22 protein-coding genes are annotated in these 23,993 nt (G+C 68.2%); 18 read left to right on the forward strand and 4 right to left on the reverse strand.

Features of this window, described 5'->3' with window-relative positions:
• Positions 1 to 312 precede the first annotated feature (312 nt).
• Together CDO87_RS05095 and CDO87_RS05100 are read left to right on the forward strand one after the other, a co-directional pair.
• A complete protein-coding gene (locus CDO87_RS05095) occupies positions 313 to 2,214 on the forward strand; it encodes a PAS-domain containing protein (protein ID WP_100927771.1) in 1,902 nt (633 codons plus the stop codon).
• A complete protein-coding gene (locus CDO87_RS05100; RefSeq protein ID WP_100927772.1) occupies positions 2,211 to 2,906 on the forward strand; it encodes a response regulator transcription factor in 696 nt (231 codons plus the stop codon). The genes CDO87_RS05095 and CDO87_RS05100 overlap by 4 nt, the downstream gene beginning before the upstream one ends.
• Before the next feature lie 84 nt (positions 2,907 to 2,990).
• Here CDO87_RS05100 and CDO87_RS05105 read toward each other — a convergent pair whose 3' ends face one another.
• The 3 genes from CDO87_RS05105 to fdhF form a co-directional block, all read right to left on the reverse strand.
• A complete protein-coding gene (locus CDO87_RS05105) occupies positions 2,991 to 4,106 on the reverse strand; it encodes a PepSY domain-containing protein (protein ID WP_100927773.1) in 1,116 nt (371 codons plus the stop codon).
• Between the two features lie 92 nt (positions 4,107 to 4,198).
• Entirely contained in the window at positions 4,199 to 4,363 is a 165-nt protein-coding gene (locus tag CDO87_RS05110; protein ID WP_254698340.1) for a hypothetical protein, read from the reverse strand.
• 394 nt (positions 4,364 to 4,757) lie between these two features.
• Positions 4,758 to 7,541 (reverse strand): formate dehydrogenase subunit alpha, encoded by a 2,784-nt coding sequence (fdhF, locus tag CDO87_RS05115; protein ID WP_100930843.1) that lies wholly within the window; start codon positions 7,539 to 7,541, stop codon positions 4,758 to 4,760.
• Between the two features lie 295 nt (positions 7,542 to 7,836).
• Between fdhF and CDO87_RS05120 the strand changes: the two genes are divergently transcribed.
• From CDO87_RS05120 to CDO87_RS05195, 16 genes are all read left to right on the forward strand, one after another.
• The gene (locus tag CDO87_RS05120; protein ID WP_100927775.1) at positions 7,837 to 8,331 is read left to right on the forward strand and encodes a VOC family protein; all 495 of its coding nucleotides are present in this window, start codon (positions 7,837 to 7,839) and stop codon (positions 8,329 to 8,331) included.
• A 131-nt stretch (positions 8,332 to 8,462) separates the two neighbouring features.
• The gene (locus tag CDO87_RS05125; RefSeq protein WP_100927776.1) at positions 8,463 to 9,323 is read left to right on the forward strand and encodes a branched-chain amino acid aminotransferase; all 861 of its coding nucleotides are present in this window, start codon (positions 8,463 to 8,465) and stop codon (positions 9,321 to 9,323) included.
• A gap of 13 nt (positions 9,324 to 9,336) precedes the next feature.
• Positions 9,337 to 9,984, forward strand: a complete 648-nt coding sequence (locus tag CDO87_RS05130) for a hypothetical protein (protein WP_100927777.1) — start codon at positions 9,337 to 9,339, stop codon at positions 9,982 to 9,984.
• Between the two features lie 70 nt (positions 9,985 to 10,054).
• Positions 10,055 to 10,510 carry a universal stress protein gene (locus CDO87_RS05135; RefSeq protein ID WP_100927778.1) on the forward strand — a complete coding sequence of 152 codons (456 nt, stop codon included), beginning with the start codon at positions 10,055 to 10,057 and terminating at the stop codon, positions 10,508 to 10,510.
• Positions 10,511 to 10,657: 147 nt separating this feature from the next.
• Positions 10,658 to 11,710 (forward strand): hypothetical protein, encoded by a 1,053-nt coding sequence (locus CDO87_RS05140; protein WP_100927779.1) that lies wholly within the window; start codon positions 10,658 to 10,660, stop codon positions 11,708 to 11,710.
• 84 nt (positions 11,711 to 11,794) lie between these two features.
• Positions 11,795 to 12,358: a NifU family protein gene (locus CDO87_RS05145; protein WP_100927780.1), complete on the forward strand. Its 564-nt coding sequence runs from the start codon at positions 11,795 to 11,797 to the stop codon at positions 12,356 to 12,358.
• A 194-nt stretch (positions 12,359 to 12,552) separates the two neighbouring features.
• The gene (gene tsaB, locus CDO87_RS05150) at positions 12,553 to 13,113 is read left to right on the forward strand and encodes a tRNA (adenosine(37)-N6)-threonylcarbamoyltransferase complex dimerization subunit type 1 TsaB (protein ID WP_100927781.1); all 561 of its coding nucleotides are present in this window, start codon (positions 12,553 to 12,555) and stop codon (positions 13,111 to 13,113) included.
• Complete coding sequence (locus CDO87_RS05155) at positions 13,103 to 13,546, forward strand: GNAT family N-acetyltransferase (RefSeq protein ID WP_100927782.1); 444 nt, start codon at positions 13,103 to 13,105, stop codon at positions 13,544 to 13,546. Before tsaB ends, CDO87_RS05155 begins: the two co-directional genes overlap by 11 nt.
• A gap of 111 nt (positions 13,547 to 13,657) precedes the next feature.
• Positions 13,658 to 14,662, forward strand: a complete 1,005-nt coding sequence (locus tag CDO87_RS05160; RefSeq protein WP_100927783.1) for a BMP family protein — start codon at positions 13,658 to 13,660, stop codon at positions 14,660 to 14,662.
• Positions 14,663 to 14,743: 81 nt separating this feature from the next.
• On the forward strand, positions 14,744 to 16,342 hold the full coding sequence (locus CDO87_RS05165; protein ID WP_100927784.1) for an ABC transporter ATP-binding protein: 1,599 nt from the start codon (positions 14,744 to 14,746) through the stop codon (positions 16,340 to 16,342).
• A gap of 86 nt (positions 16,343 to 16,428) precedes the next feature.
• Positions 16,429 to 17,523, forward strand: coding sequence for an ABC transporter permease (locus CDO87_RS05170; RefSeq protein ID WP_100927785.1), 1,095 nt, complete (start codon positions 16,429 to 16,431; stop codon positions 17,521 to 17,523).
• Positions 17,523 to 18,149, forward strand: a complete 627-nt coding sequence (locus CDO87_RS05175) for a LysE family translocator (protein WP_100927786.1) — start codon at positions 17,523 to 17,525, stop codon at positions 18,147 to 18,149. The genes CDO87_RS05170 and CDO87_RS05175 overlap by 1 nt, the downstream gene beginning before the upstream one ends.
• Positions 18,150 to 18,152: 3 nt before the next feature.
• Positions 18,153 to 19,178: an ABC transporter permease gene (locus tag CDO87_RS05180; protein ID WP_100927787.1), complete on the forward strand. Its 1,026-nt coding sequence runs from the start codon at positions 18,153 to 18,155 to the stop codon at positions 19,176 to 19,178.
• 160 nt (positions 19,179 to 19,338) lie between these two features.
• On the forward strand, positions 19,339 to 20,253 hold the full coding sequence (locus CDO87_RS05185) for a sulfite exporter TauE/SafE family protein (protein WP_100927788.1): 915 nt from the start codon (positions 19,339 to 19,341) through the stop codon (positions 20,251 to 20,253).
• Positions 20,250 to 21,011, forward strand: coding sequence for a TIGR02186 family protein (locus CDO87_RS05190; protein WP_100927789.1), 762 nt, complete (start codon positions 20,250 to 20,252; stop codon positions 21,009 to 21,011). The genes CDO87_RS05185 and CDO87_RS05190 overlap by 4 nt, the downstream gene beginning before the upstream one ends.
• A gap of 113 nt (positions 21,012 to 21,124) precedes the next feature.
• Entirely contained in the window at positions 21,125 to 21,838 is a 714-nt protein-coding gene (locus tag CDO87_RS05195) for a hypothetical protein (protein WP_198521822.1), read from the forward strand.
• 4 nt (positions 21,839 to 21,842) lie between these two features.
• On the opposite strand, the gene uvrC is transcribed toward CDO87_RS05195, so the two are convergent.
• The gene (gene uvrC / locus CDO87_RS05200) at positions 21,843 to 23,711 is read right to left on the reverse strand and encodes an excinuclease ABC subunit UvrC (RefSeq protein WP_100927791.1); all 1,869 of its coding nucleotides are present in this window, start codon (positions 23,709 to 23,711) and stop codon (positions 21,843 to 21,845) included.
• Positions 23,712 to 23,993 lie beyond the last annotated feature (282 nt).

Consider the following 23,993-nt stretch of genomic DNA (forward strand, 5'->3'; position numbering starts at 1 on the left):
CCCTTGTCTTGCCCCTTTCGGGACCCCGATCGCGTTCATCACGATTCTGCGGCCAATTAGGGCGGCTCTCAGGCTCGCGGTCAACTTTTTCCTGAGGTTTTCCAGAATGTAACAAATCCTTTCAGGGCCACATTCGGGGAGGCCGGGAAGGCGCCCGGAAGGGATGGCAGGGGTGGGCGGACCGAGTTTCGAAGAAAGAGGTACGCCCGCCCCGGACCGGCACACCGGCCCGCATCAGGCACGCATCAGGCACCGGCCCCCGCGCCCCCGACCCCTATCGACCCGGCGCCCGCCCGCGACTAGGCTCCCGCCATGACCACACGCGCCGACACCGCCGCCTTCACCCTCGCCGGGCTGAACCTGATCCAGCAGGCCCTGTCGATCTTCGACCGCGACCTGCGCCTCGTGCTGGTCAACCGCCCCATGCAGGCGATGTTCGACCTGCCCGACACGCTCTGCGCCCCCGGCACCACCTTCGAGGCGGTCATCCGCCACCTCGCCACCACCGGCGAATACGGCCCCATCGACGACCTCGACACCTTCATCGACGCCCGCGTCTCGCTCGCCCGCACGTTCGAGCCGCATTACATGGAACGCCAGCGCGCCAACGGCCGCACCATCGCGGTCGAGGGCGCGCCCCTGCCGCAGGGCGGCTGGGTCACCGTCTACACCGACATCACCGCGATAAGGCAGCAGGAGGAACTGCTCCGCAGCCGCTCGGAATCGCTGTCCGAGGAGGTGCTGCAGCGGTCCGAGGAACTCGCCCGCACCAACCGCCAGCTTGCCGCCACCATCACCGCACTCGAGGAAACCCGCCGCCAGCTGATGGAGACCGAGGCCCGCACCCGCACCACGACCGAGATGATGCCCGCCCACATCGCCCGCGTCGACGCCACCGGGCGCTACACCTTCTCCAACAACCGGCTGGCCGACGTGATGCCCGGACGGCCCGCGTCGATCGTCGGGCTGCACATCTCCGACACGCTGGGGCCGGAGGCCTACGCCCGCGTGCAGCCGCATCTCGACGCCGCCTTCGCCGGGCGCGCCTCGACCTTCGAGTTCAGCGACGAGGCGTCCTCCCGCCGGATCCGCGCCGCCTTCACCCCCGACCCGCTGGAACCGGGCGTCTACATCCTCTCGCAGGACGTGACCGAGGAAACGCAGGCCCGCGCCGCGCTCCAGCAGACCCGCCGGCGCGAGATCGCGGCGCAGCTCACCTCCGGGCTCGCGCACGACTTCTCCAACCTCCTGACGATCATCCTCGGCCAGCAGGCGAAACTGGCCCGCCTCGACCTGCCGGGCGAAGCCCCCGCCTGCGTCACCGCCACGCTGCAGGCGGCGCGGCGCGGCGGCACCCTGCTGGAACGCATCGCCGACATCACCAGCCCGCGCACCTGGCAGCCGAAGCCGATGCGCCTCGCCCCTTTCCTCGACGACCTCGCCAACCTCGCGGCGCCGACCCTGCCCGAAGGCCTGACCCTGACGATGGAGGACAACACCACGGCCCCCCTCATGGCCGATCCCGGCCTCCTGCAGGACGCGCTCCTGAATCTCGTGCTGAACGCCAGGGACGCCTGCGCCGGGCGGGCCGAAGCGCAGATCACCATCGCCGCCCACGAACTGCAGGGCACATGGCTCGAGATCGCCGTGACCGACACCGGCCCCGGCTTCTCGCCCGACGCGCTGGCCCACGGCACAGCACCCTTCTTCACCACCAAGGGCGGCGAAGGCTCCGGCCTTGGCCTCGCCATGGTCTACGACATGACCAAGCTGGCGGGCGGCGCGCTGCGGCTCTCGAACGGGGCAACCGGCGCCCGCGTCACCCTGCGCCTGCCGCTGCGCCACGCGCTCAGCCTGCCCGCCTCAGGCCTCGTGCTGCTGGTCGAGGACAGCCCCGACCTGCGCGCCCCCATCCGCGACATGCTGACCGGGCTGGGCTACGCCGTGGCCGAGGCCAGCTCCGTCCCCGAGGCGCTGGCGCTGGCCGAAACGCTGGAGGTCGCGCTGATCCTGTCGGACATCACGCTCGAAGGCAGCGAACCCGGCCACACGCTGGCCGACCACCTGCCGCAGATCCCGCTGCGCCTGATGACCTCGCTGCCGCCCGGCGACCCGCGCCACCGCGCCGCCCGCGCCCGCGCGCCGGTCATCGCCAAGCCCTTCACCCCCGAAACCCTTGCCAACGCCCTCCGGGACGGCGAAAGGACGCCATGACCGACGCCCCCCTCGTGACGATCCTCGACGACGAACCCGCCATCCGCGACATCCTGACGGAGGCGCTGCAGGACGCGGGCTACCGCACCCGCGCCTTCTCCCGCGCGACGGAGTTCGAGGCGGCGCTGCGCTCCGTCACCCCCGCCGTCTGCCTCGTCGACCTGTCCCTGCCGGACCGCGACGGGCTGACGCTGGTGCACCGGCTGGCGCTGGAACAGGGGGCCAAGGTCATCATCATCTCGGGCCGCGCGCAGGTCCAGGACCGGGTGACCGGGCTGGAACTCGGCGCCGACGACTACGTGACCAAGCCCTTCGATCCCGCCGAGGTCGTGGCCCGCGTCCGCGCCCGCCTGCGCACCCCGCCCCGGCCCGCGCAGACCTCCGCCCGCTTCGGCGACTGGACGGCACACTTCGACCACTACGCGCTGGAAAAGGACGGGGTGGAGACGCCCTTCAGCCAGGCCGAGGGCGAGGTGCTCAGGCTCTTCCTCGAAAGCCCCAAGCGGCTGATCACCCGCGCCCACATGCAGGAAGCGCTGGGCGGCACGGCGGGTGACAGCTTCGACCGGGCGATGGATGTGCGCATCTCGCGGCTCCGGACCAAGCTCGGCGAGGACCCGAAGAACCCGCGCCTGATCAAGACGATCTACGGTGCGGGCTACATCTTCCTCGGCGACGTCACCTGGTCCTGACCGCCGCCCGCCACGGGACCCGCGAAGGCTTTTCGGAAGAAAAGCCTTCACCCCCAAAGATCTTTCGTCCGAAAGATCTTCTCCTCACACCGCCGCGCGGCGCAGCCGCCGCATCCGCAGGAGCCGGCGCAGGCCCAGCGCCATGCCGGTCCAGACCAGCACCATCGCGGCGAGCGAGGCGAGCCCCGCCACCGTCTGACCGATGATGCCGTAATACTGCCCGGTGTGCGCGAACCGCGCCCACATCCGCGCCCGCGTGCCCGCGCTGCCCGTCACGGCATCTTCGGACAGGATCTCGCCCGTGGCCCGGTCCAGCACCAGCTCCGACCGCTGCGCCGGCGCCACGCCGTTGCCCCCGTCCAGCGTCACCTGCACCGCGCCAGCACCCGTCTCAGGCAGGACGATCGCCGCCGTCGTCCAGTCCGGCCGCGCCACCCCCGCGGCGTCCAGCAAGGCGGCATAGCCCAATGGCGCGCCCGACAGCTTCCGCGCCGCGAATTCCTGCGTCACCGCCCCGCGGCCCCGGCCCTGCGGCACCTCCTCGCCCAGCGCGGCGAAAAGCGCGGCGTTGGCCCAGCCGTAGCTCATGATGACGCCGGTCAGCACGATCACGAACAGCGGCACCAGCGCCCAGAAGCCCAGCACATGGTGCCAGTTGTAGTCCCGCGCCTGCGCGTTCGGCAGGCCGCGCCGGAAGACCAGGTTCATCTTCACCCGCCGCCACTTCCACGTCTTCGGCAACCACAGGTATAACCCCGACACCACCAGCCCGAGGAAAAGCAGGTTGGCCGCATCGACCAGCCAGCCGCCGACCTCCGTCGGGCCGCTGAACGACAGCCAGCGGTGCAGCGCCGTCACGCCACGGAAGAAGGCCGCGACGCCGTCCCCCGCGCCGTCCAGTTCCGCACCGCTGTAGGGATCGAGCGCGACGGAGGACCGCCCCTGCCTCAGTTCCACCAGCCCGCCGGGCTCCCGCGGGAGGACCAGCGACTGGCCGGGCACGGCGCCCGTCGCGGCAACGATCTCTTCAGGAGACAAGGCCACGGCCCCCGCCGGGACCTCGATGGCGCGGGCCGTGGCCCAGTGCACGATCTGGCTTTCGTACGTCAGCAGGACGCCGGTCACGCTCATCATCAGGACGAAGACCCCGGAAACGAGCCCCGCCGTCAGGTGTCCCCAGAAAACAACCGTGCGAACCATGTCTGAATGTCCCTGAATATTTTTCCGTTTCAGGGTTTCACGCAGGTGCCCGCCCGCTCCGTCGCAGGAAGTGCCGCGCCGCGGCAGAATTCTCAGGGCAGGCCCAGCGCCGCCCGGAATGACGGCAGGACCGCCACCGCCACGACACCGACCAGCGCACCGACGATCAGCCGGGCCGGCGCCCGGCCCAGTCGCGGCCCAGCAAGGCTCAGAAGCCCGCAGACCGCCGCATAATAGCCGAGGGACACAGGATCCATGGCACATCCTCCTGCGCCCATCCTGCCACGTCCCGGCCGATCCTCACAGCCTTTCGGCCAGCCCGGGAGAAACCGGCGCCGCCAGCCGCGGCGGCCCCCTCCCGGCCCGGGCCCGGCCCCGTCCCGGCACAGACGTTAACGAAAAAGATTTCCGCGCAACGCTTCGGCGCATGCCGGCGTTAACGAAGGTTTCCAACCGGCCGGGAATCGGGGTCAAACCGGCCGGTTCGCCCCTTAACACGCGCCACAGGCAATCAACGTTCCGGTAACCCGTTGTGGTGCTCGCGGCGCCGCCGGGCACATCCGGTGGCGCGCGCTGCGTTTACCCGGGGCCCGCCCCGTTAACCGGGGACCGGCGTCGCGGCCCCGTTGCGCAAACCGCCCGGGACCGCACTCACTCCGCGGCAAGCGCCCCGTCGGTGACCTTTTCCACCCGCACGGCAGAGTACTTGAACTCCGGGATCTTGCCGAAGGGGTCGAGCGCGGGGTTGGTGAGGATGTTGGCCGCGGCTTCCACGTAGGCGAAGGGCAGGAACACCATGTCCCGCGCCACCGACCTGTCGGCACGGGCCATCACCTCGAGCGAGCCGCGCCGGGTGATCAGCCGCACCAGCCCGCCCGGCTCCACGCCCAACTCCCGCAGGGTGGAGGGGTGCAGCGAGCAGTTGGCCTCCGGCTCCACCGCGTCCAGCACCGTTGCGCGGCGGGTCATCGACCCGGTGTGCCAGTGCTCCAGCTGCCGGCCCGTGGTCAGCACCATCGGGAAGGTCTCGTCCGGGACCTCCGCCGGGGGCGTGACACGTGCCGGCGTGAACTTCGCCCGGCCCGCCCGGCGCGGGAAGCCGTCGCCGAAGACCACCGCCTGGCCCGGATCGTCCGGGCCGTTGCAGGGGTAAGTCACTGAATTCTCGGTCTCCAGCCGCTTCCAGGTGATGTGGTGCAGCGACCGCATCGACATCTTCATCTCGTTGAAGACCTCGCGCGGGTCGTCGTAATCCCACTTCAGCCCGATGCGCCGCGCCAGGTCGACGATCACCTTCCAGTCCTCGCGCGCCTCGCCCGGGGCCTCCACCGCCTTGCGCATCATCTGCACCTGCCGGTTGGTGTTGGTGACGGTGCCGTCCTTCTCTGGCATCGCCGCGGCGGGCAGGATCACGTCGGCGAAGTTCGCCGTCTCCGTCAGGAAGATATCCTGCACGACGAGGTGGTCGAGCTTGGCCAGCGCCTTGCGCGCGTGTTCCACGTCCGGGTCCGACATCGCAGGGTTCTCGCCCAGCACGTACATGCCGCGGATCTCGCCGCGGTAGACGCGGTCCATGATCTCGACGACCGTAAGTCCCGGCGTGGCCTGGATTTCCGTGCCCTGCCAGATATGCTTGAACAGCGCCCGGACCTCCGGATCGGCAACCGACTGGTAGTCCGGCATGACCTGCGGGATGAGCCCCGCATCGGACGCGCCCTGCACATTGTTCTGCCCGCGCAGCGGGTGCAGCCCGGTCCCCGGACGGCCCACGTGACCGCAGAGCAGCGCCAGCGAGATCAGGCAGCGCGAGTTATCGGTGCCGTGGATGTGCTGCGAGATGCCCATCCCCCAGAAGATCATCGCCCGCTGAGCCGTGGCGAAGGTCCGGGCCACGTCGCGGATCACCTCCGGCGCGATCCCGCAAAGCTCCGACATGCGCTCCGGCGTGAAGGCGCGGATGTGGTCGCGGAATTCGAAGAAACCCTCGGTAAAGCCTTCTATGTACTGGCGGTCATAGAGCTTTTCCTCGACGATCACGTTCATGATCGCGTTCAGCAGCGCCACGTCGGTGCCGGGGCGGAACTGCACCATGTGCTTGGCAAAGCGCTTCATCGCGGTGCCGCGCGGGTCCATGATGATCAGCTCGCCGCCGCGCTTGGTGAACTGCTTGAAGTAGGTCGCGGCAACGGGGTGGTTCTCTGTCGGGTTGGAGCCGATGACGATCGCCACGTCGGCGTTCTCGATCTCGTTGAAGGTCGCGGTCACCGCGCCCGAACCCACGTTCTCCATCAGCGCCGCCACCGAGGAGGCGTGGCACAGCCGCGTGCAGTGGTCGACGTTGTTGTGGCCGAAGCCCTGCCGGATGAACTTCTGGAAGAGGTAGGCCTCCTCGTTGGTGCACTTGGCCGAGCCGAAGCCCGCCACCGACTGCCCGCCGTAGTAGGACCGCAGGTCGGCCAGCCCGTGGGCGGCCTTGTCCAGCGCCTCTTCCCAGGTCGCCTCGCGGAAGTGGGTCCAGGGGTTCGACGGATCGACGTTCAGGCCCTTCTCGGGCGCGTCTTCCCGCCGGATCAGGGGTTTGGTCAGCCGGTGCGGGTGGTGGATGTAGTCCATCCCGAAGCGGCCCTTGACACACAGCCGCCCCTCGTTCGCGGGGCCGTCGATGCCCTCGACGTACTTGATCTTGCCGTCCTTCACCTTGATCGAGACCTGGCAGCCGACGCCGCAGAACGGGCAGACCGACTTGGTTTCCTTGTCGAAATCGGCCCGGTCGCCTTCCTGCGCGTCGTTCACCACCGACGACGGCATCAGCGCGCCGGTCGGGCAGGCCTGCACGCATTCGCCGCAGGCAACGCAGGTGGAGGCGCCCATGTCGTCGCCAAGGTCGAACACCGGGTAGGCATCGTGCCCGCGCCCGGCCATGCCGATCACGTCGTTGACCTGCACCTCGCGGCAGGCGCGCACGCACAGGCCGCACTGGATGCAGGCGTCGAGGTTCACGGACATCGCCACGTGGCTGTCGTCGAGCAGCGGGATGCGCTCCGCTTCCAGCGTCGGAAAGCGGCTTTCGGCGACACCCTGCTCGGCCGCCATGTCCCAGAGGTGAGAGGACTTGTCATGCGCCGCCGCCTGCTCCGGCTGGTCGGCCACCAGCAGTTCCATGACCATCCTGCGCGCGGTCTTTGCCCGGGCAGAGGCGCTCTTGACCACCATGCCGTCCTCGGGTTCGCGGATGCAGGAGGCCGCCAGCACGCGCTCGCCCTCGATCTCCACCATGCAGGCGCGGCAGTTGCCGTCCGGGCGGTAACCCGGCGCAGGCTTGTGGCACAGGTGCGGGATCTTCAGACCGCGCCCGTTCGCCACCTCCCAGATGGTCATGCCCTTTTCGGCTTCGACTTCCTCGCCGTCGAGTGTGAATCGGATCCTGTCGGCCACGCGCGCCTCCTCTCGTTTCCGGCTCTTGTAGACCATGCGCAGTCCGGGCGGCGTGGATCAATGCCGACCTTCGGTCACGTTTTTGCGTCGCCGGGTTTCCGATGCGCGCCGCCGTGCGTCCCAAGTGCCCCGTTACGCGACTGCCCTAGGCCGCGCATCGCCCGCCGCCCGGCCCGCAGGGCCCGTACGTCCTCCTCTGCAGCGCCTGTGCAGCCGCGCACGCGGAACACGCGCTGGCGGCGATAGACGGCTGGCCCGGCCCGCCCATATCTCTGTCATGCAAAGGAGGCGTCCCATGCCCGCACATCCCGAAACCCGCATCGGCCACGTCCACCTGAAGGTCACCGACCTCGACCGCTCCGTCGCGTTCTACCGCGACGTGATGGGGCTGGAGGTCATGCAGACCTACGGGCGGCAGGCTGCGTTCCTCTCCGCCGGCGGTTACCACCACCACATCGGCCTGAACACCTGGCACTCGAAGGACGGCCCCCGGGCCGATCCGCGCGCGCCCGGGCTCTATCACACCGCCTTCGTCTTCCCAGACCGCCCGGCCCTGGCCGACGCGCTGGCCCGCGCCCTGGACCACGGGGTGGAGATCGAGGGCGCCGCCGACCACGGTGTCTCCGAGGCGATCTATTTCTCCGACCCCGACGGCAACGGGATCGAGATCTACCGCGACCGCGCGCCAGAGGACTGGCCCCGCAGCGGCAACGGCACGCTCCTGATGACCAACGCACCGCTCGACCTGCCCAACCTCCTGCTGGAAGCGACGGAAGACCGCGCCGGCTGAAACCGCCGCGACCGGACGGCGCAACACCTCCCCGCCCGCGCAGCCGCCACGCAGGGCGGGGCTCTGCGCCGCCTCGCCCTCTGGACCTTGCCGTCCGCCGGGCCTAGGCTCCGCGCCAAAAGGAGATCCCGATGGCGACCGGCAAGAACATCCGCACCTATTTCAACGGCACATGGCACGAGGGCGACACCATGATCATGCGCGCCGCGGACCATGGCGCCTGGCTCGGCAGCTCGGTCTTCGACGGTGCACGCTACACGCAGGGCGTCACGCCCGACCTTGACCGCCACTGCGCCCGGATCAACGCCTCCGCCCGGGCGCTGATGGTCAACCCCACCGTCGCGCCCGAAGACATGGTCGAGATCGTGCGCGAGGGCCTCTCTGCCTACACCCCCGACGCCGCGGTCTACATCCGGCCGATGTACTGGGGCATCAACGGTGACGTCACCGCCATCGTCCCGCAGCCCGAAGAGACCGGCTTTGCCATCTGTCTCGAGGAAATCCCCATGGCGCCCGCCACCGCCTCCACCACGCTGGGGCGCACCCGCTTCCGCCGCCCGGTGCTGGAGGACGCGGTGGTCAATGCCAAGGCCGGCTGCCTCTATCCGAACAAAGCCCGGATGCTGACCGAGGTCCGCAGCCGCGGCTTCGGCAACGCGCTGGTGACCGACGCCATGGGCAACGTCGCCGAAAGCGCCACCGCCAACGTCTTCATGGTCCGCGACGGGGTCGTGTTCACGCCGATCCCCAACGGGACCTTCCTCGCCGGGATCACCCGCGCACGCCACATCGCCAACATGAAGGCGGACGGGATGGAGGTGGTCGAGGCGGTGCTGACCTTCGCCGATTTCGAGGCCGCGGACGAGGTTTTCCTCTCCGGCAACATGAACAAGATCACCCCCGTGACCGCGTTCGAGGACACCTCCTACCAGGCCGGTCCGGTGACCAGCCGGGTGCGCGACCTCTACTGGGACTGGGCGCTCAGCGCCTGAGGCGGCCCGCGCCATGTGGCTGAAACTGCTGGTCATCGGGATTGTGCTGGCGCTCTTCGCGCTGGCGATCCGTGCGGTGATCCGCGCCAACCGGCCTGCCGCGCGCCCTGCCCCCCAGCGCGAGGCGCCCTCCCTCGACGAACAGCTCGACCTGCTGGCGGAGGCCGGGCTCACGCTCTCGCCCGGCGTGACCCGCACCGACCTGACCGACTTCGGGCCGGAGGAGACCTACCGCCACGATCCTTGGCGGCTCCTCCTTCTGACCTTTGCCATCCGCATCGACCGTCCGCCGCACACGCCCTTCTGTCCGCGCGCCTGCCTGCTTCAGCGCGACGCCCTCGACACGCCTGAGGCCCTCGCCGCCGCGCTCCGGGACCTCGCCCGTGCAGCCGGCGTCGACGACAGGCTGCACGTCACAACGACAACCGACCGCCTGTCCTACCGCCTGGGCGACACGGCCCGCGACATCTCCCCCGACACGGCGACGGACGACATCCTGCACGCCCTGCTGGACGACATCGCCGCCGCGCTGCCCGCCGGCCGCCACCTCGCCTTTCTCGACCACGATCCGCAGGTTGCGGTCTTCTGCCTGTCGGCGCAGGGCCATACCCTCATCGACACCGCCGCCCCCGGCCTACTCCTCAGGACGCCGCCGCTCTGACGCCCACGTCACTGCAGAGTGGACAGCCGCCTGCCCCTCTGCCAAGGTCGCGCGACAGGAGAGAGACCCAATGCGCAAGTTCCTCGTCGTGCTCGACGATTCCAGAGAATGCCTGAACGCCATGCGCTTCGCCGCCATGCGCGCCGCGAAGTCCGGCGGCGGCGTCGCGATCCTGTCGATCATCGCCCCGGAAGAGTTCAACCACTGGATCGGCGTCGGTGACATCATGCGCGAGGAGGCCCGCGAACGCATCCACGCGCATTTCGAGGTCTTCGCCAAGTGGATGCGCGACAAGCAGGGCGTCGATCCGGAGCTGGTGATCCGCGAGGGCGACGCCGTGACGGAGATCCTCGCCCAGGTCCGCGAGGACCCGGAGATCGGCGTGCTGGTGCTGGGCGCCGCCGCCGACAAGAAGGGCCCCGGCCCGTTGGTGACGCAGATGACCCGCAGCGCCGGATCGCTGCCCGTGCCGGTGACCGTGGTCCCCGGCGATTTGTCGAAGGAGCGGCTGGAAGCGATCACCTGATCGCTCCGCGTCCACGCGCCCCAAGACACCCCATCCTCCTCCGGAAAGGCCGCCCGCCCCGCCACCTGCGGGCTTCACAAGTCACGGCGCAGGCGACATTCTGGCCGGGCACCCGTTTTCCGATCCTGCCTTCCCAAGAGACCTTTCATGCGTGCCCTTCTTGTCTTCTTCGCCGTCCTGACGGCCCGCCCCGCACTTGCAGAGACGCTGATCCAGAACGCCTGTCTCGGGAACGCGTACGAAAGCTGCTTCGTCCTGATCGAAGGGCAGATCGAGCCCGGACTGACCGACAGGCTGCGCAGCCTGATCGAGACCGAGGGCGTCGATGGCGGTGTGATCTACCTCAACAGCCCCGGCGGGACGCTGGGCGAGGCGCTGCGGCTGGGCCGCTACATCCGCGAACAGGGGTATGACACGGCCATCGGCGGCTCGGACGGCATCCCGCGCCACACCGACGGGAAACCGATCTTCCTCGGCAGCGAAGGTCCCTCGCCGGGCCGCTGCGAAAGCGCCTGCGCCTATGTCTTCATGGGCGGCGTGCGGCGTTTCCTCTCCGAAAGGGACAAGCTGGGCCTGCACCAGTTCTTTGCCCCCGGCCAGCAGATCGGCGGCGAGGTGGCGCAGAAATTCTCGGGCGACCTCGTGGCCTACATGGTCGAAATGGGCGTCGACGCCCGGATCTTCACCCTCGCCTCGGCCCAGGACAGCACGGGCATGTACTACGTCACCCAGCCGCAGGCAGAGGAATACGACCTTGTCACGCGCGTCGGCTACGACGCCTTCTTCCTCGAACCCTACAAGGACGGGCTGATCGCCGCGTCCAAACGGATCGACCCGCCGCAGCCCTATGACGGCGTCGACCAGATGTCGTTCTACTGCCGGGCCGGGCAGCCTTACGCGCTGCTGCACGCCTCTGTCCACGCGCTGAGCCCCGAAGAGCGCGGCTCGCCGATCTTCTGGACCGACAACATCGAGCAGAAGCTGCCGGAGGATGCGGTCTCCGTTCGGGTCGACGGCGACGACGCCTACCTGACGATCCGGATCTCGCCGCCGCAGGCGCAGGCGATGGCGGCCGCCGGGACCTTTGCGATCGGCGCGGGATACGGTCGCGTGATCGGTGGCAACTACGTCGCGGCCAAGAAACCCACGCCACTCGACCGCAGGATGCTGGACGCTGCGTTCCGCTTCTGCATCGACTGACAGCCTGTTTAGAATCGTTCCAATCCTTGACGCCGCCGCGCTCGGCGCGCATATAGGGAAGAGGCCAGAAAAGGTACGCTCCAGATGTTCATTCAGACCGAATCCACGCCCAACCCGGCCACGCTGAAATTCCTGCCCGGCCAGACCGTGCTGGAGATGGGCACCGCCGATTTCCCCTCTGCAGACGCTGCCGGGGCGTCCCCGCTGGCACAGCGGCTGTTCGCCGTGGACGGTGTCACCGGCATCTTCTTCGGCAACGACTTCGTCACCGTGACCAAAGCCGACACCGTCGACTGGGACCACATGAAGCCCGCGATTCTCGGCGCGATCATGGAACACTTCCAGTCCGGTCAGCCGGTGATGTCCGATGGCGCGGCGCAGGCCGGCGGCCATGCGGAACACGACGGCGAAGACGGTGAGATCGTCGGCCAGATCAAGGAACTGCTGGACAGCCGCGTGCGTCCGGCGGTGGCCCAGGACGGCGGCGACATCACGTTCCACGGCTTCGACCGCGGCGTCGTCTACCTGCACATGCAGGGCGCCTGCGCAGGCTGCCCCTCCTCCACGCTGACGCTGAAGATGGGGATCGAGAACCTGCTGCGCCACTACATCCCCGAAGTGACGGAGGTCCGCCCGGTCGCCGTCTGACCCTTCGGACGGCATGACCCACGGATCGCACACCGGGCGCTGCTGTTGCGGCGCCCTTTCCGTTTCAGCCGCGGCGCAACCGCCATCCCCCCACTGACCGAAAAAGCGCCGTTTGCGCGACGTTCAGGCACCGTGGAGCGGTCCACCGTTCACGCCCGGTTGCAGACTCCATGTGCACGGAGTCATACAGGGACATGATCCTGTCCTTCGACACCTCCGGTCCCTACTGCGCCGCGGCGCTTCTCGACGGCGACACCGTGCTTGCCGCGCGGGCAGAGCCGATGAAACGCGGCCAGGCAGAGCGTCTCCTGCCGCTGCTGGAAGACCTCCTGGCGGAGGCAGGCACCGGCTGGAAAGACGTCACGCGCATCGGGGTGGGCACCGGGCCGGGCAACTTCACCGGCATCCGCATCGCCGTGGCCACCGCGCGCGGGCTGGCGCTGGGGCTGAAGATCCCCGCCGTGGGCGTCACCACCTTCGAAGTCATCCGCGCCACCAGCGACGCCGCCATCGCGGCCGTTCCGGCCACCGGCGGGCTGTTCTACCTTCAGCACGCGGACGGCACGATCACGCAATCGGCCGAGATCCCCCCGGGCAGCGCCTCCGCACCCGACGACGCGGCGGCCAATGCGGCCACCATCGCCCGCGTCGCCGCAGGCAAACCGACAGACACCCGTCCGGCCCCGCTTTACGTGCGGGCGGCCGACGCAGCGCCGTCTTCCGAAGCAGCCCCGGTGATCCTCGATGACGCTTGACCTCATGTCCGAACAGACGATGACGCCCGAAGACATGGCCGCGCTCTGCGCCCGTGCCTACACGCATTCGCGCCCCTGGGCGGCGCATGACTTCGCCGACAGCCTCGACAGCCCGCACGCGCTGGTCACGGCAACCTCGCACGCCTTCGTCTTCGGCCTCGTGGTCGCCGGAGAGGCGGAGATCCTCGCGCTGGCCGCCGACCCGGACGTGCAGCGCAAGGGCGAGGCCAGCCGGGCGCTCGCGCTCTTCCACGCGCTGGCCGTGGCGCGCGGGGCCGAAAGCGCCTTCCTCGAAGTGGCCGCCCGCAACGTCCCCGCCCGCGCCTTCTACGAGGCGAAGGGCTATACCGTTTCAGGGCTGCGCAAGGGGTATTACCATCTGGCGGACGGCAGCACGGATGACGCCGTGATCATGTCGCGCGTTTTGCCCTGACGGCATCCTGCTGCGCAGGCAAAAACCGCCTTGACCCCTACCCGCCCCTGCGTCTTCATTGATAAATCACAAGAAGGGGCCACAGCGCCCCAACCAACCGGGAGCATTTCTATGACCTTCATGCAGAAGACACTCGGCACTGTTGCCGCGCTCGCATTGTCCGCAGGCGCCGCCCTTGCCGATCCGGCCCTGATCTACGACCTCGGCGGCAAGTTCGACAAGTCGTTCAACGAGGCCGCCTTCAACGGCGCCGAGCGTTGGGCCAAGGAAACCGGCGGCTCCTACCGCGACATCGAGCTTCAGTCCGAAGCACAGCGCGAGCAGGCCCTGCGCCGTTTCGCGGAGGCCGGCTTCAACCCGGTCGTGACCACCGGCTTCTCCATGTCCTCGCCGATCGCCGCCGTGGCCGCGGACTACCCGGACACCAAGTTCGTCACCATCGACGGCTTCGTCGATCCGGCCGAGCACCCGAACGTCCTGTCCATCCTGTTCTCCGAGCACCAGGGCTCCTACCTCGTCGGCATGATGGCGGCGATGGCCTCCGAATCCGGCACCGTCGGTTTCGTCGGCGGCATGGACATCCCGCTGATCCGCAAGTTCGCCTGCGGCTACGCGCAGGGTGTGAAGGCAGTGAACCCGGACGCGACCGTGATCTCCAACATGACCGGCACCACCCCGGCGGCCTGGAACGACCCGGTGAAGGGCTCCGAGCTGGCGAAGGCGCAGATTTCGCAGGGCGCGGACGTGATCTTTGCCGCGGCCGGCGGCACCGGCCTCGGCGTGCTGCAGACCGCCGCCGACGAAGGCAAGATGGCTATCGGCGTCGACAGCAACCAGAACTACCTGCACCCGGGCAACATGCTGACCTCGATGCTCAAGCGCGTGGACGTCGCCGTCTATGACGCGATGACCGCGGGCGGCGACCTGGAAACCGGCGTCAAGACGCTGGGCCTGGCCGAGGACGGCGTGGGCGTCGCCATGGACGAGAACAACGCAGAGCTCGTCTCCGAGGAAATGACCACCGCCGTCGAAGAGGCCAAGGCCGCGATCATCGCGGGCGAGACCGAGGTGCACGACTACTCCTCCGACGACTCCTGCCCGGCGCTGAACTTCTGATGACGCCCGGGGCCGCCTGACGGCCCCGCAACCGGCTCACCCCGCCCCGGGGTGGGCCGTTCTACGTTCCGAAGGCTCCCCATGACAGCGCCCGCCATCGAACTCAAAGGCATATCCAAGGCCTTCGGCCCCGTGCAGGCCAACAAGGACATCTCGATCCGCGTGATGCCCGGCACGATCCACGGCATCATCGGCGAGAACGGCGCGGGCAAGTCCACGCTCATGTCGATCCTCTACGGCTTCTACAAGGCCGACGCGGGCGAAATCTGGGTCAACGGCCAGAAGAAGGACATCACCGACAGCCAGGCCGCCATCGCGGCGGGCATCGGCATGGTCTTCCAGCACTTCAAGCTGGTGCAGAACTTCTCCGTCCTAGAAAACGTCATCCTGGGCGCCGAGGATGGCGCGCTCCTCAAACCCTCGCTCGCCAAGGCGCGCGGGTCGCTCAAGCACCTCGCGGAGGAATACGAGCTTCAGGTCGATCCCGACGCCCTGATCGAGAACCTCTCGGTCGGCCACCAGCAGCGCGTCGAGATCCTCAAGGCGCTCTACCGCGAGGCCGACATCCTGATCCTCGACGAGCCCACCGGCGTGCTGACGCCCGCCGAGGCGGACCACCTGTTCCGCATCCTCGAAGGGCTGAAGCGTGAGGGCAAGACGATCATCCTCATCACGCACAAGCTGCGCGAGATCATGGAGATCACCGACACCGTCAGCGTCATGCGGCGCGGCGAGATGACCGCCACCGTCAAGACGGCGGAGACCTCTCCGGAGGAACTCGCCGAGCTGATGGTCGGCCGCAAGGTGCTGCTGCGCGTCGACAAGAAGCCCGCGACCCCCGGCGCGCCGATCCTCGAGGTCGAGGACCTGCGCCACACCGACAGCCACGGCGTCGAGCGCCTGAAAGGCGTGTCCCTGCATGTGCGCGCGGGCGAGATCTTGGGCATCGCGGGCGTATCCGGCAACGGCCAGTCGGAGCTTCTGGCGGTGCTGGGCGGCATGATCAGCGCCACCGGCACGATCCGCGTCAACGGTGACGAGATCGACCTGACCGGCAAGTATTCCGACGGGCAGAGCCGCCGCGCCCGGGGCATCGCCCACGTCCCCGAAGACCGCCACCACGAAGGGCTGATCCTGCCCTTCACGGCGTGGGAAAACACCGTCTTCGGCTATCACCGCGCGCCGGAACTCCAGTCCGGGCTGCTGATGAACAACGCCGCGATCAAGGCCGAGGCGCAGGCCAAGATGGACCGCTACGACGTCCGCCCGCCCGATCCCAACCTCGCCGCCAAGAACTTCTCGGGCGGCAACCAGCAGAAGATCGTCCTCGCCCGCGAGATCGAGCGAGACCCCGACATCCTGCTGGTCGGCCAGCCCACCCGCGGCGTCGACATCGGCGCCATCGAGTTCATCCACCAGGAAATCGTGCGCCTGCGCGACCAGGGCAAGGCGATCCTGCTGGTCTCGGTCGAACTGGACGAGATCTTCTCGCTCTCGGACCGCATCGCGGTGATGTTCGACGGCCAGATCATGGGCGAACGCCTGCCGTCAGAGACCGACCAGACGGAACTGGGCCTGCTGATGGCCGGCGTCACCGACACCCGGGGCAAGGCGCCGATCGAGGCCATCGACGAAAGGCTCGAGGCCAAGGAAGCCCGCGAGGCCGCGCAGCATGACTGACCGTTCCGCCGCCCTGCCCTTGGCCACCCCCCTTTCCGCCGCCGCCTCAGGCGTCCCGGCATGGCCCGAAACGACCGGAGCCCACCATGGATAAGATGCCTGCCTGGGCCGATGCGGTCCTCGTTCCCCTGATCTCCATCCTGATCGCCGCGGCGCTGTCGGCGCTGGTGATCCTCGCCATCGGCGAAAACCCGGCCGAGGCGCTGTCGCTGATGATCGACGGGGCGCTGATGCGGTCGACGGGCTGGGGGTACACGCTTTACTACACCACCAACTTCATCTTCACCGGCCTCTGCGTCGCCGTGGCCTTCCATGCCCGCCTGTTCAACATCGGCGGCGAGGGGCAGGCGATGATCGGCGGGCTGGGCGTGGCGCTCGCCTGTCTCTACATCCCGTGGCCGCACTGGTCGATCGCGCTGATCGGGGCGACCTTTTCCGCGGCGCTCTTCGGGGCGGCATGGGCGTGGATTCCCGGCTACCTGCAGGCGCGGCGCGGCAGCCACATCGTCATCACCACCATCATGTTCAACTTCATCGCCTCCGCGGTGCTGAACTACGTGCTGGTGAACCTGCTGCGGCCGCAGGGCGCGATGGACCCGGCCACCGCCCGCTTTCCCGAAGCGACGCACCTGCCGACCTTCCAGGACATGTTCGCCAGTGCCGACAACCCGCTGTTCCGCGGCTCTCCGGCGAACGTCACCTTTTTCCTCGCCATCCTCGCCTGCATTGTCGTCTGGCTGCTGATCTGGCGCACCAAGCTGGGCTATGAGATCCGCGCCTTCGGCCATTCCGAATCCGCCGCGCGCTATGCCGGCATCTCGCCCGCACGGACCACCGTCGTCGCCATGCTGATCTCCGGCGGGCTGGCGGGCATGATGGCGCTCAACACCACCATGGGCGAGGCCGAGCGGCTGGTGATGAACGCCACCGAGGGCGCGGGCTTCATCGGCATCGCCGTGGCGCTCATGGGCCGGTCGCATCCGCTGGGCGTGTTCCTGGCCGCGCTGCTCTTCGGCTTCCTGTACCAGGGCGGGGCGGAACTGGCGCTCTGGACCAACATCCCGCGCGAGCTCATCACCGTGATCCAGGCGCTGGTGATCCTGTTCACCGGGGCGCTCGACAACATGGTGCGGATGCCGCTCGAACGGCTGTTCCTGACGTTCGGCAAGGGGGCGCGCTGATGCAGGCCTACCTGCCCGGTTTCCTCGCCTCCTACGCGATCCTGCTGGTGGCGGTGCTGTCGCCCGGCCCCGCCGTCGCGATGCTGCTGGGCGTGGCGCTGTCGCGCGGGCGGGCCTCTGCCGTCATCGCCTCGGTCGGTGTCGCCGCCGGGGCCGCGACGCTGGCCGCGCTGACGCTGGCGGGCGTGGGCGTCCTGATGCAGCAGGCCGCCTGGGCGGTGACGATCCTGCGGATGGTCGGGGCGGCCTACCTGCTGTGGCTGGCATACGGATCGTTCCGGAAGGCCATCCACCCGCCCCGCGTCGTCCCCGACGAGATGCCGCCGCTGTCGCCCCTGCGGGCCTTCGCGACCGGCTACCTCATGCAGGTCACCAACCCCAAGGCCATCGTCTTCTGGATCGCCATCGCCTCTGTCGGCGCGACCAACGGCGCCCCCGCCGCCATCGTCGCGCTGTTCCTGCTGGGCGCCTTCCTGATCTCGCTCGCCGGGCACGGTGCCTATGCGCTGGCGCTGTCCGCCGCGCCGGTGCGCGCGCTTTACGCCCGCGCCCGCCGCACGATCGAGGCGACGCTCGGCCTGTTCTTCACCCTTTTCGCCATCCGGCTCGCCACGGCCAGGAGCTGACCCATGGATCTCGACACCATCCTGCAAGTGCTCGACAGCACCGTCCGCCTCGCCACGCCGCTGCTGCTGGCCTGCCTCGCCGGTCTGTTCTCGGAACGCTCCGGCGTGATCGACATCGGGCTCGAGGGCAAGATGCTGATCGCGGCCTTCTTCTCCGCCGCCATCGCGGCCATGGTCAGCACCGCTGAATCCTGGGTCCTGCTGGGCATGGACCTGACATGGCTGAGGAACCTGTTCCCGGCGGTGATCTGGGGCATGTTCGCGGGCATCCTCGCGGCGCTGTTCCTGTCAGGCCTGCACGGGCTGGCCTCCATCACCTTCCGGGGCAACCAGCTCATTTCCGGCGTGGCGCTGAACTTCCTCGCCTCCGGCCTGACCGTGCTGATCGCGCAGGTCTGGTTCAGCCAGGGCGGGCGCACGCCCTCGCTCATGGCCGGCGGCCGGTTCGAGAACATCGCCCTCCCCGGCGCCGAGGCGCTGCGCGACGTGCCCGTCCTCGGCCCGATCTACGCCGACCTGATCTCCGGCCACTCGATCCTCGTCTACGTGGCCTTCCTGGCCGTGCCGCTGACATGGTGGGTGCTGTTCCGCACCCGCTACGGCCTGCGCCTGCGCGCCGTGGGCGAGGCCCCCGAGGCCGTCGACACCGCCGGCGTCTCCGTCATCGGGCTGCGCTACTCCTCGCTGGTCATCACCGGCGTGCTCTGCGGCATGGCGGGCGCCTACCTCGCCACCGGGCTGCAGGCGGGCTTTGTCCGCGAGATGACTGCAGGCCGGGGCTACATCGCGCTGGCGGCGCTGATCTTCGCCAAGTGGCGGCCGTGGTACGCGCTTGGCGCCTGCCTGCTCTTCGGCCTCCTGCAGGCGGTGGCGCTGCGCTACCAGAACATCGACCTCGGCGCGTTCACCGTGCCGGTGCAGGTGATGGACGCCCTGCCCTACATCCTGACCGTGGTCATCCTCGCGGGCTTCGTCGGCAAGGCCATTCCCCCGCGCGCCGGGGGCGAACCCTACGTGAAAGAGCGTTGAGCGCAGGGCCGGAGCACGCCGCTCCGGCCCCCGCCTTTCCCGGCGTGACGCAAGGAGGCGCACAGGCCATCACCGGGCATGAGAGGCCATCCGCCCGGCGTCACGGATTTTCCGGATTGCCGCACTTGCACAGTCGCGCTCAATGCGACTACGAATATACATGCAGGTCTACCTTCCCATTTCCGAAGTCGCGGTAAACGCTTTCCTTCTGCTGGGTCTCGGCGGTCTGGTCGGTGTGCTGTCCGGCATGTTCGGCGTGGGCGGCGGCTTTCTCCTGACACCGCTGCTGTTCTTCATCGGCATCCCGCCCGCCGTCGCCGTGGCAACCGGCGCGAACCAGATCGTCGCGGCCTCCTTCTCGGGACTTCTCGCCCACCTCAGGCGAAAGACGGTGGACCTCCGAATGGGCACCGTCCTGCTGCTCGGCGGCCTCGTGGGCGCCGGGTTCGGCGTGATGCTCTTCAACTACCTGAAATCGCTGGGCCAGGTCGATCTGCTGGTACGGCTCTGCTACGTGGTGTTCCTCGGGATCATCGGCGGGCTGATGTTCATCGAGAGCCTCAATGCCCTGCGCAAGGCCCGCGCCGGCGCCCGCCCGAAGCGGCGCAAGCACAACTGGATCCACAACCTGCCGCTCAAGATGCGGTTCCGCACCTCCGGCCTCTATATCTCGGTCATCCCGCCCGCGCTCGTCGGCACAGCCGTGGGCGTGCTGGCCGCGATCATGGGCGTCGGCGGCGGCTTCATCATGGTGCCTGCGATGATCTACCTGCTGGGCATGCCCACGAAGGTCGTTGTCGGCACCTCGCTGTTCCAGATCATCTTCGTCGCGGCCTTCACCACGCTTCTGCACGCCACCACCAACTACACGGTCGACGTGGTGCTGGCGGTGATGCTGATCCTCGGCGGGGTGATCGGCGCGCAGTTCGGCACCATGCTGGGCACCCGCCTGAAGGCCGAGCAGCTGCGCATCCTGCTGGCGGCGCTCGTCCTGCTGGTCTGCATCAAGCTGGGCCTCGAACTGGTGATCACGCCGTCCGAGCTTTACGTCATCGAACGGCCGACGCGGCCATGACCCGGCTCACCGCCCTTCTCGTCCTGCTGCTGGCCGCCCTGCCCGCCGGTGCCGAAGACGTGGTGCTGGGCCTGTCGCGCGACCAGGTGTCGATCTCCACCGATTTCGACGGGTCGGAGATCCTGATCTTCGGCGCCGTCAAGCGCGAGGTCCCGATCGCCGAGCCGCCCCTTCAGGTCATCGTCACCGTCGAAGGACCCGACCAGCGCCTGACCGTCCGCCGCAAGGAGCGCCGCTTCGGCATCTGGGTCAACGCCGACGCGGTAGAGGTCGACGCAGCGCCCTCGTTCTACGCCATCGCCACCTCCGCCCCCTGGGAAGAGGTCATCACCCATACCGAGGACCTGCGCCACGGCATCTCCATCCCGCGCGTCATCCGCTCCGTCGGCGCGCCGATGACCGTGCTCGACAGCCAGAACTTCACCCGCGCGGTGATCCGCATCAACGAGAACAGCGGCACCTACGCGCTGAACGAGGACACCGTCACGCTGCGCGAACAGACGCTGTTCGACACCAGCATCTCGATGCCCGCCAACCTGACCGAAGGCGCCTACCCGACCCGCATCTTCCTGACCCGCGAGGGCAAGGTCGTGTCGTCCTACTCGACCGAGATCGAGGTCCGGAAGGTCGGCCTCGAACGCTGGCTCTTCACGATGTCGCGCGAACAGCCGCTGATCTACGGTCTGATGTCGTTGGCCATCGCCATCGCAGCCGGCTGGGGCGCCTCCGCCGCGTTCCGCCTTGTCCGCGGCAACTGACTTTCATATACAGCCGCAGCGCCAGTACCGACAGAGAACCCGATCAAATGCAGAAAGAGGTACAGTGCATCGAGCACGGCCCCCTTCGTTTCCTTTCGAACCATCAGACCCTGATGCAGGTGGCCGCAAACCTCCGTCGTAGCCTCCCCGAAGACCTGCCGCCCCTGCCAGAGACGGACATCTGGGTCGGGGCTCACCGCTTCGGCAGGACGACCCGAACCCCCGGCCGCAAACTGATCGTGCTGCAGACGGAGCAGGTCAAGTACCTCCATGGCCACAAGATCAACCGCAAGCTGCGGCTGTCGAAACTGCTGCGCATCATGCTTCACGCCGATCTGGTTGTGGACTGGTCGCCGGCGCAACGGTCGGTCTACGGGCTGCTGCCCCGGCTGATGCCGCGCCGTTTCCTCTTCGGACCGTATGTCTTTCCGACCATCTGCCCGCCCCGCAGCGGCGGAGAGGGGATCATGAGCCATGGTGCGATCGACGAAAGACGCGCCCGCATCGTGGCCCGCCACCCCGAGATCGAACTGCGCCACAACGTCAGCCACTCCGAGGCGATGAAGGAAATCGCCGGGGCTGCCGCCGTCGCCAACCTGCACAGGCTCGAAGGCGTCTACACCGAGGTGCCGCGCATGCTCATGGCGTTGCAGAGCGGCAAGCCCGTGGTGTCGGAACCGCTCGCACCGCCGTTTGACGAGGCGTACCTGCCGCTGGGCGCGACGCTCGATCCGCAGACGCTGGACGCAGCCTATGCGTCGCTCTGCGACGTGGCGCGCGCCTATCCGATCATGGCCATGTTCGACCGGCTCGGCGGCAAGGCCTGACGCCCTACCCCCGCTCGTGGAAGAAGGCGTAGATCCGTTCGGCCAGCGCCTCCGACACGCCCTCCACCGCCTTCAGATCCGCGAGGTTGGCGCGGCTGACCGCCTTTGCCGAGCCGAAGTGCTGCAGCAGCGCCCGCTTGCGCGCGGCCCCCACGCCCTGCACCTCGTCCAGCGGATTGGCCATCTGGGCCTTCGCCCGTTTCGCCCGGTGCGTGCCGATGGCAAAGCGGTGCGCCTCGTCGCGCAGCCGCTGCACGAAGTACAGCACGGGATCGTTGTGGCGGAGGGCAAAGGGCCGCTCTCCGGTGCGGTGGAACTCTTCCTTGCCGTGGTCGCGGTCCACACCCTTGGCGACACCGACGAAGGGCACGTCCTGCACCCCCTGCTCGCGCATGATCTCTGCCACGGCGCTGATCTGCCCGGCGCCACCGTCGATCAACATCAGGTCGGGCCACAGCCCCTTCGAACGGTCGGGATCGTCCTTCTTCAGCCGCACCAGCCGTCGGGTCAGGACCTCCTTCATCATGCCGAAGTCGTCCCCGGGCACGAGGTCCTCGCCCTTGATGTTGAACTTGCGGTACTGGTTCTTCATGAACCCGTCCGGGCCCGCGACGATCATCGCGCCCACCGCGTTGGTGCCCTGGATGTGGGAGTTGTCGTAGACCTCGATCCGCTGCGGCGGACCGTCCAGCCCGAAGGCCTCCGCCAGCCCGCGCAGGAGCTTCGCCTGCGTCGCGGTCTCCGACATCTTGCGGCCGAGGCTTTCCTTGGCGTTGCGCAGCGCGCCCTCGACCAGCTCCGCCTTCTCGCCGCGCTGGGGCACGCTGATCTCGACCTTGCGGCCCAGCTTGTCCGAGAGCGCCTGGCACATCAGGTCCTCGTCCTCGATCCCGTGCGACAAGAGCAGCAGACGCGCCGGTTCTTTCTGGTCGTAGAACTGGCCGATGAAGGCCTCCATGACCTCCGCAGGGCCCACGTCGTCGCCGACCCGCGGGTAGAAATCCTTGTTCCCCCAGTTCTGGTTCGCGCGGATGAAGAACACCTGCACACAGGCCTGGCCGTTCTCCATGTAAAGCGCGATCACGTCCGCCTCCGCGGTGGTCTGCGGATTGATCCCCTGCGCGGTCTGCACCTGCGTCAGCGCGCGGATGCGGTCGCGCAGGGCGGCGGCGCGCTCGAACTCCATCGCCTCGGAGGCCTCCATCATGTCGGCGGCCAGCTTCTCCTGGATCTCGGTTGACTTGCCCGACAGGTAGCGCGCCGCGTCACGCACCGACGCCGCGTAGTCCTCCTCCGAGATCTTGCCGACACAGGGCGCAGAACAGCGCTTGATCTGGTGCAGCAGGCAGGGCCGCGTGCGTCCCTCGAACTGGCTGTCGGTGCAGTTGCGCAGCAGGAAGGCTTTCTGCAGCTGGTTCAGCACCCGGTTCACCGCGCCCGCACTGGCAAAGGGACCGAAGTACTGGCCCTTCTCCGACTTCGCGCCGCGGTGCTTCTTGATCTGCGGAAAGGCGTGGTTGGTGACGATGATGTTCGGGAACGACTTGTCGTCACGCAGCAGCACGTTGAACTTCGGCTTGAGCTGCTTGATGAGGTTCTGCTCCAGCAGCAGCGCCTCGGTTTCCGTCCGGGTGGTCAGGAACATCATCGAGGCGGTCTCGCGGATCATCCGCTCGATCCGCCGCGAATGACCGTTCAGCCGCGCATAGTTCGACACCCGCGCGCGCAGGTTGCGCGCCTTGCCGACATACAGCACCCGGCTCTGCTCATCGAGCATCCGGTAGACGCCCGGGGACGTCTCAAGCGTCCTGAGATAGGATTGGATGACCTCGACCCCGCGGGGCGAGGTGGCGCTCTCCGGACTGTCGTTCATGTCACTCTGCCCATTCGGCTTCAACCTGTGTCGAATCCCCGTCTGCTGCAATGCCGGCGCCGCCGTTTCAAGCGGTATTACATCCACCGTTTCTGTGGATAAGTCTGGTGGCAAATTCGGGGCAGTGGCAAATTTCCATTGATTTCAGCCCACTTCGCCGGGATGCACAAAAATTAATCGCATTTTCAACCTATTGAAATCGCGATAAAATTTTTGGGTCACCCTACAAGTGGCTGAGACTCTTAGCATTTTCGTAACGCTTCCGTGACAGTTCCGTGAACC

Source organism: Sagittula sp. P11 (assembly GCF_002814095.1).
In the GTDB taxonomy this organism is placed as follows: domain Bacteria; phylum Pseudomonadota; class Alphaproteobacteria; order Rhodobacterales; family Rhodobacteraceae; genus Sagittula.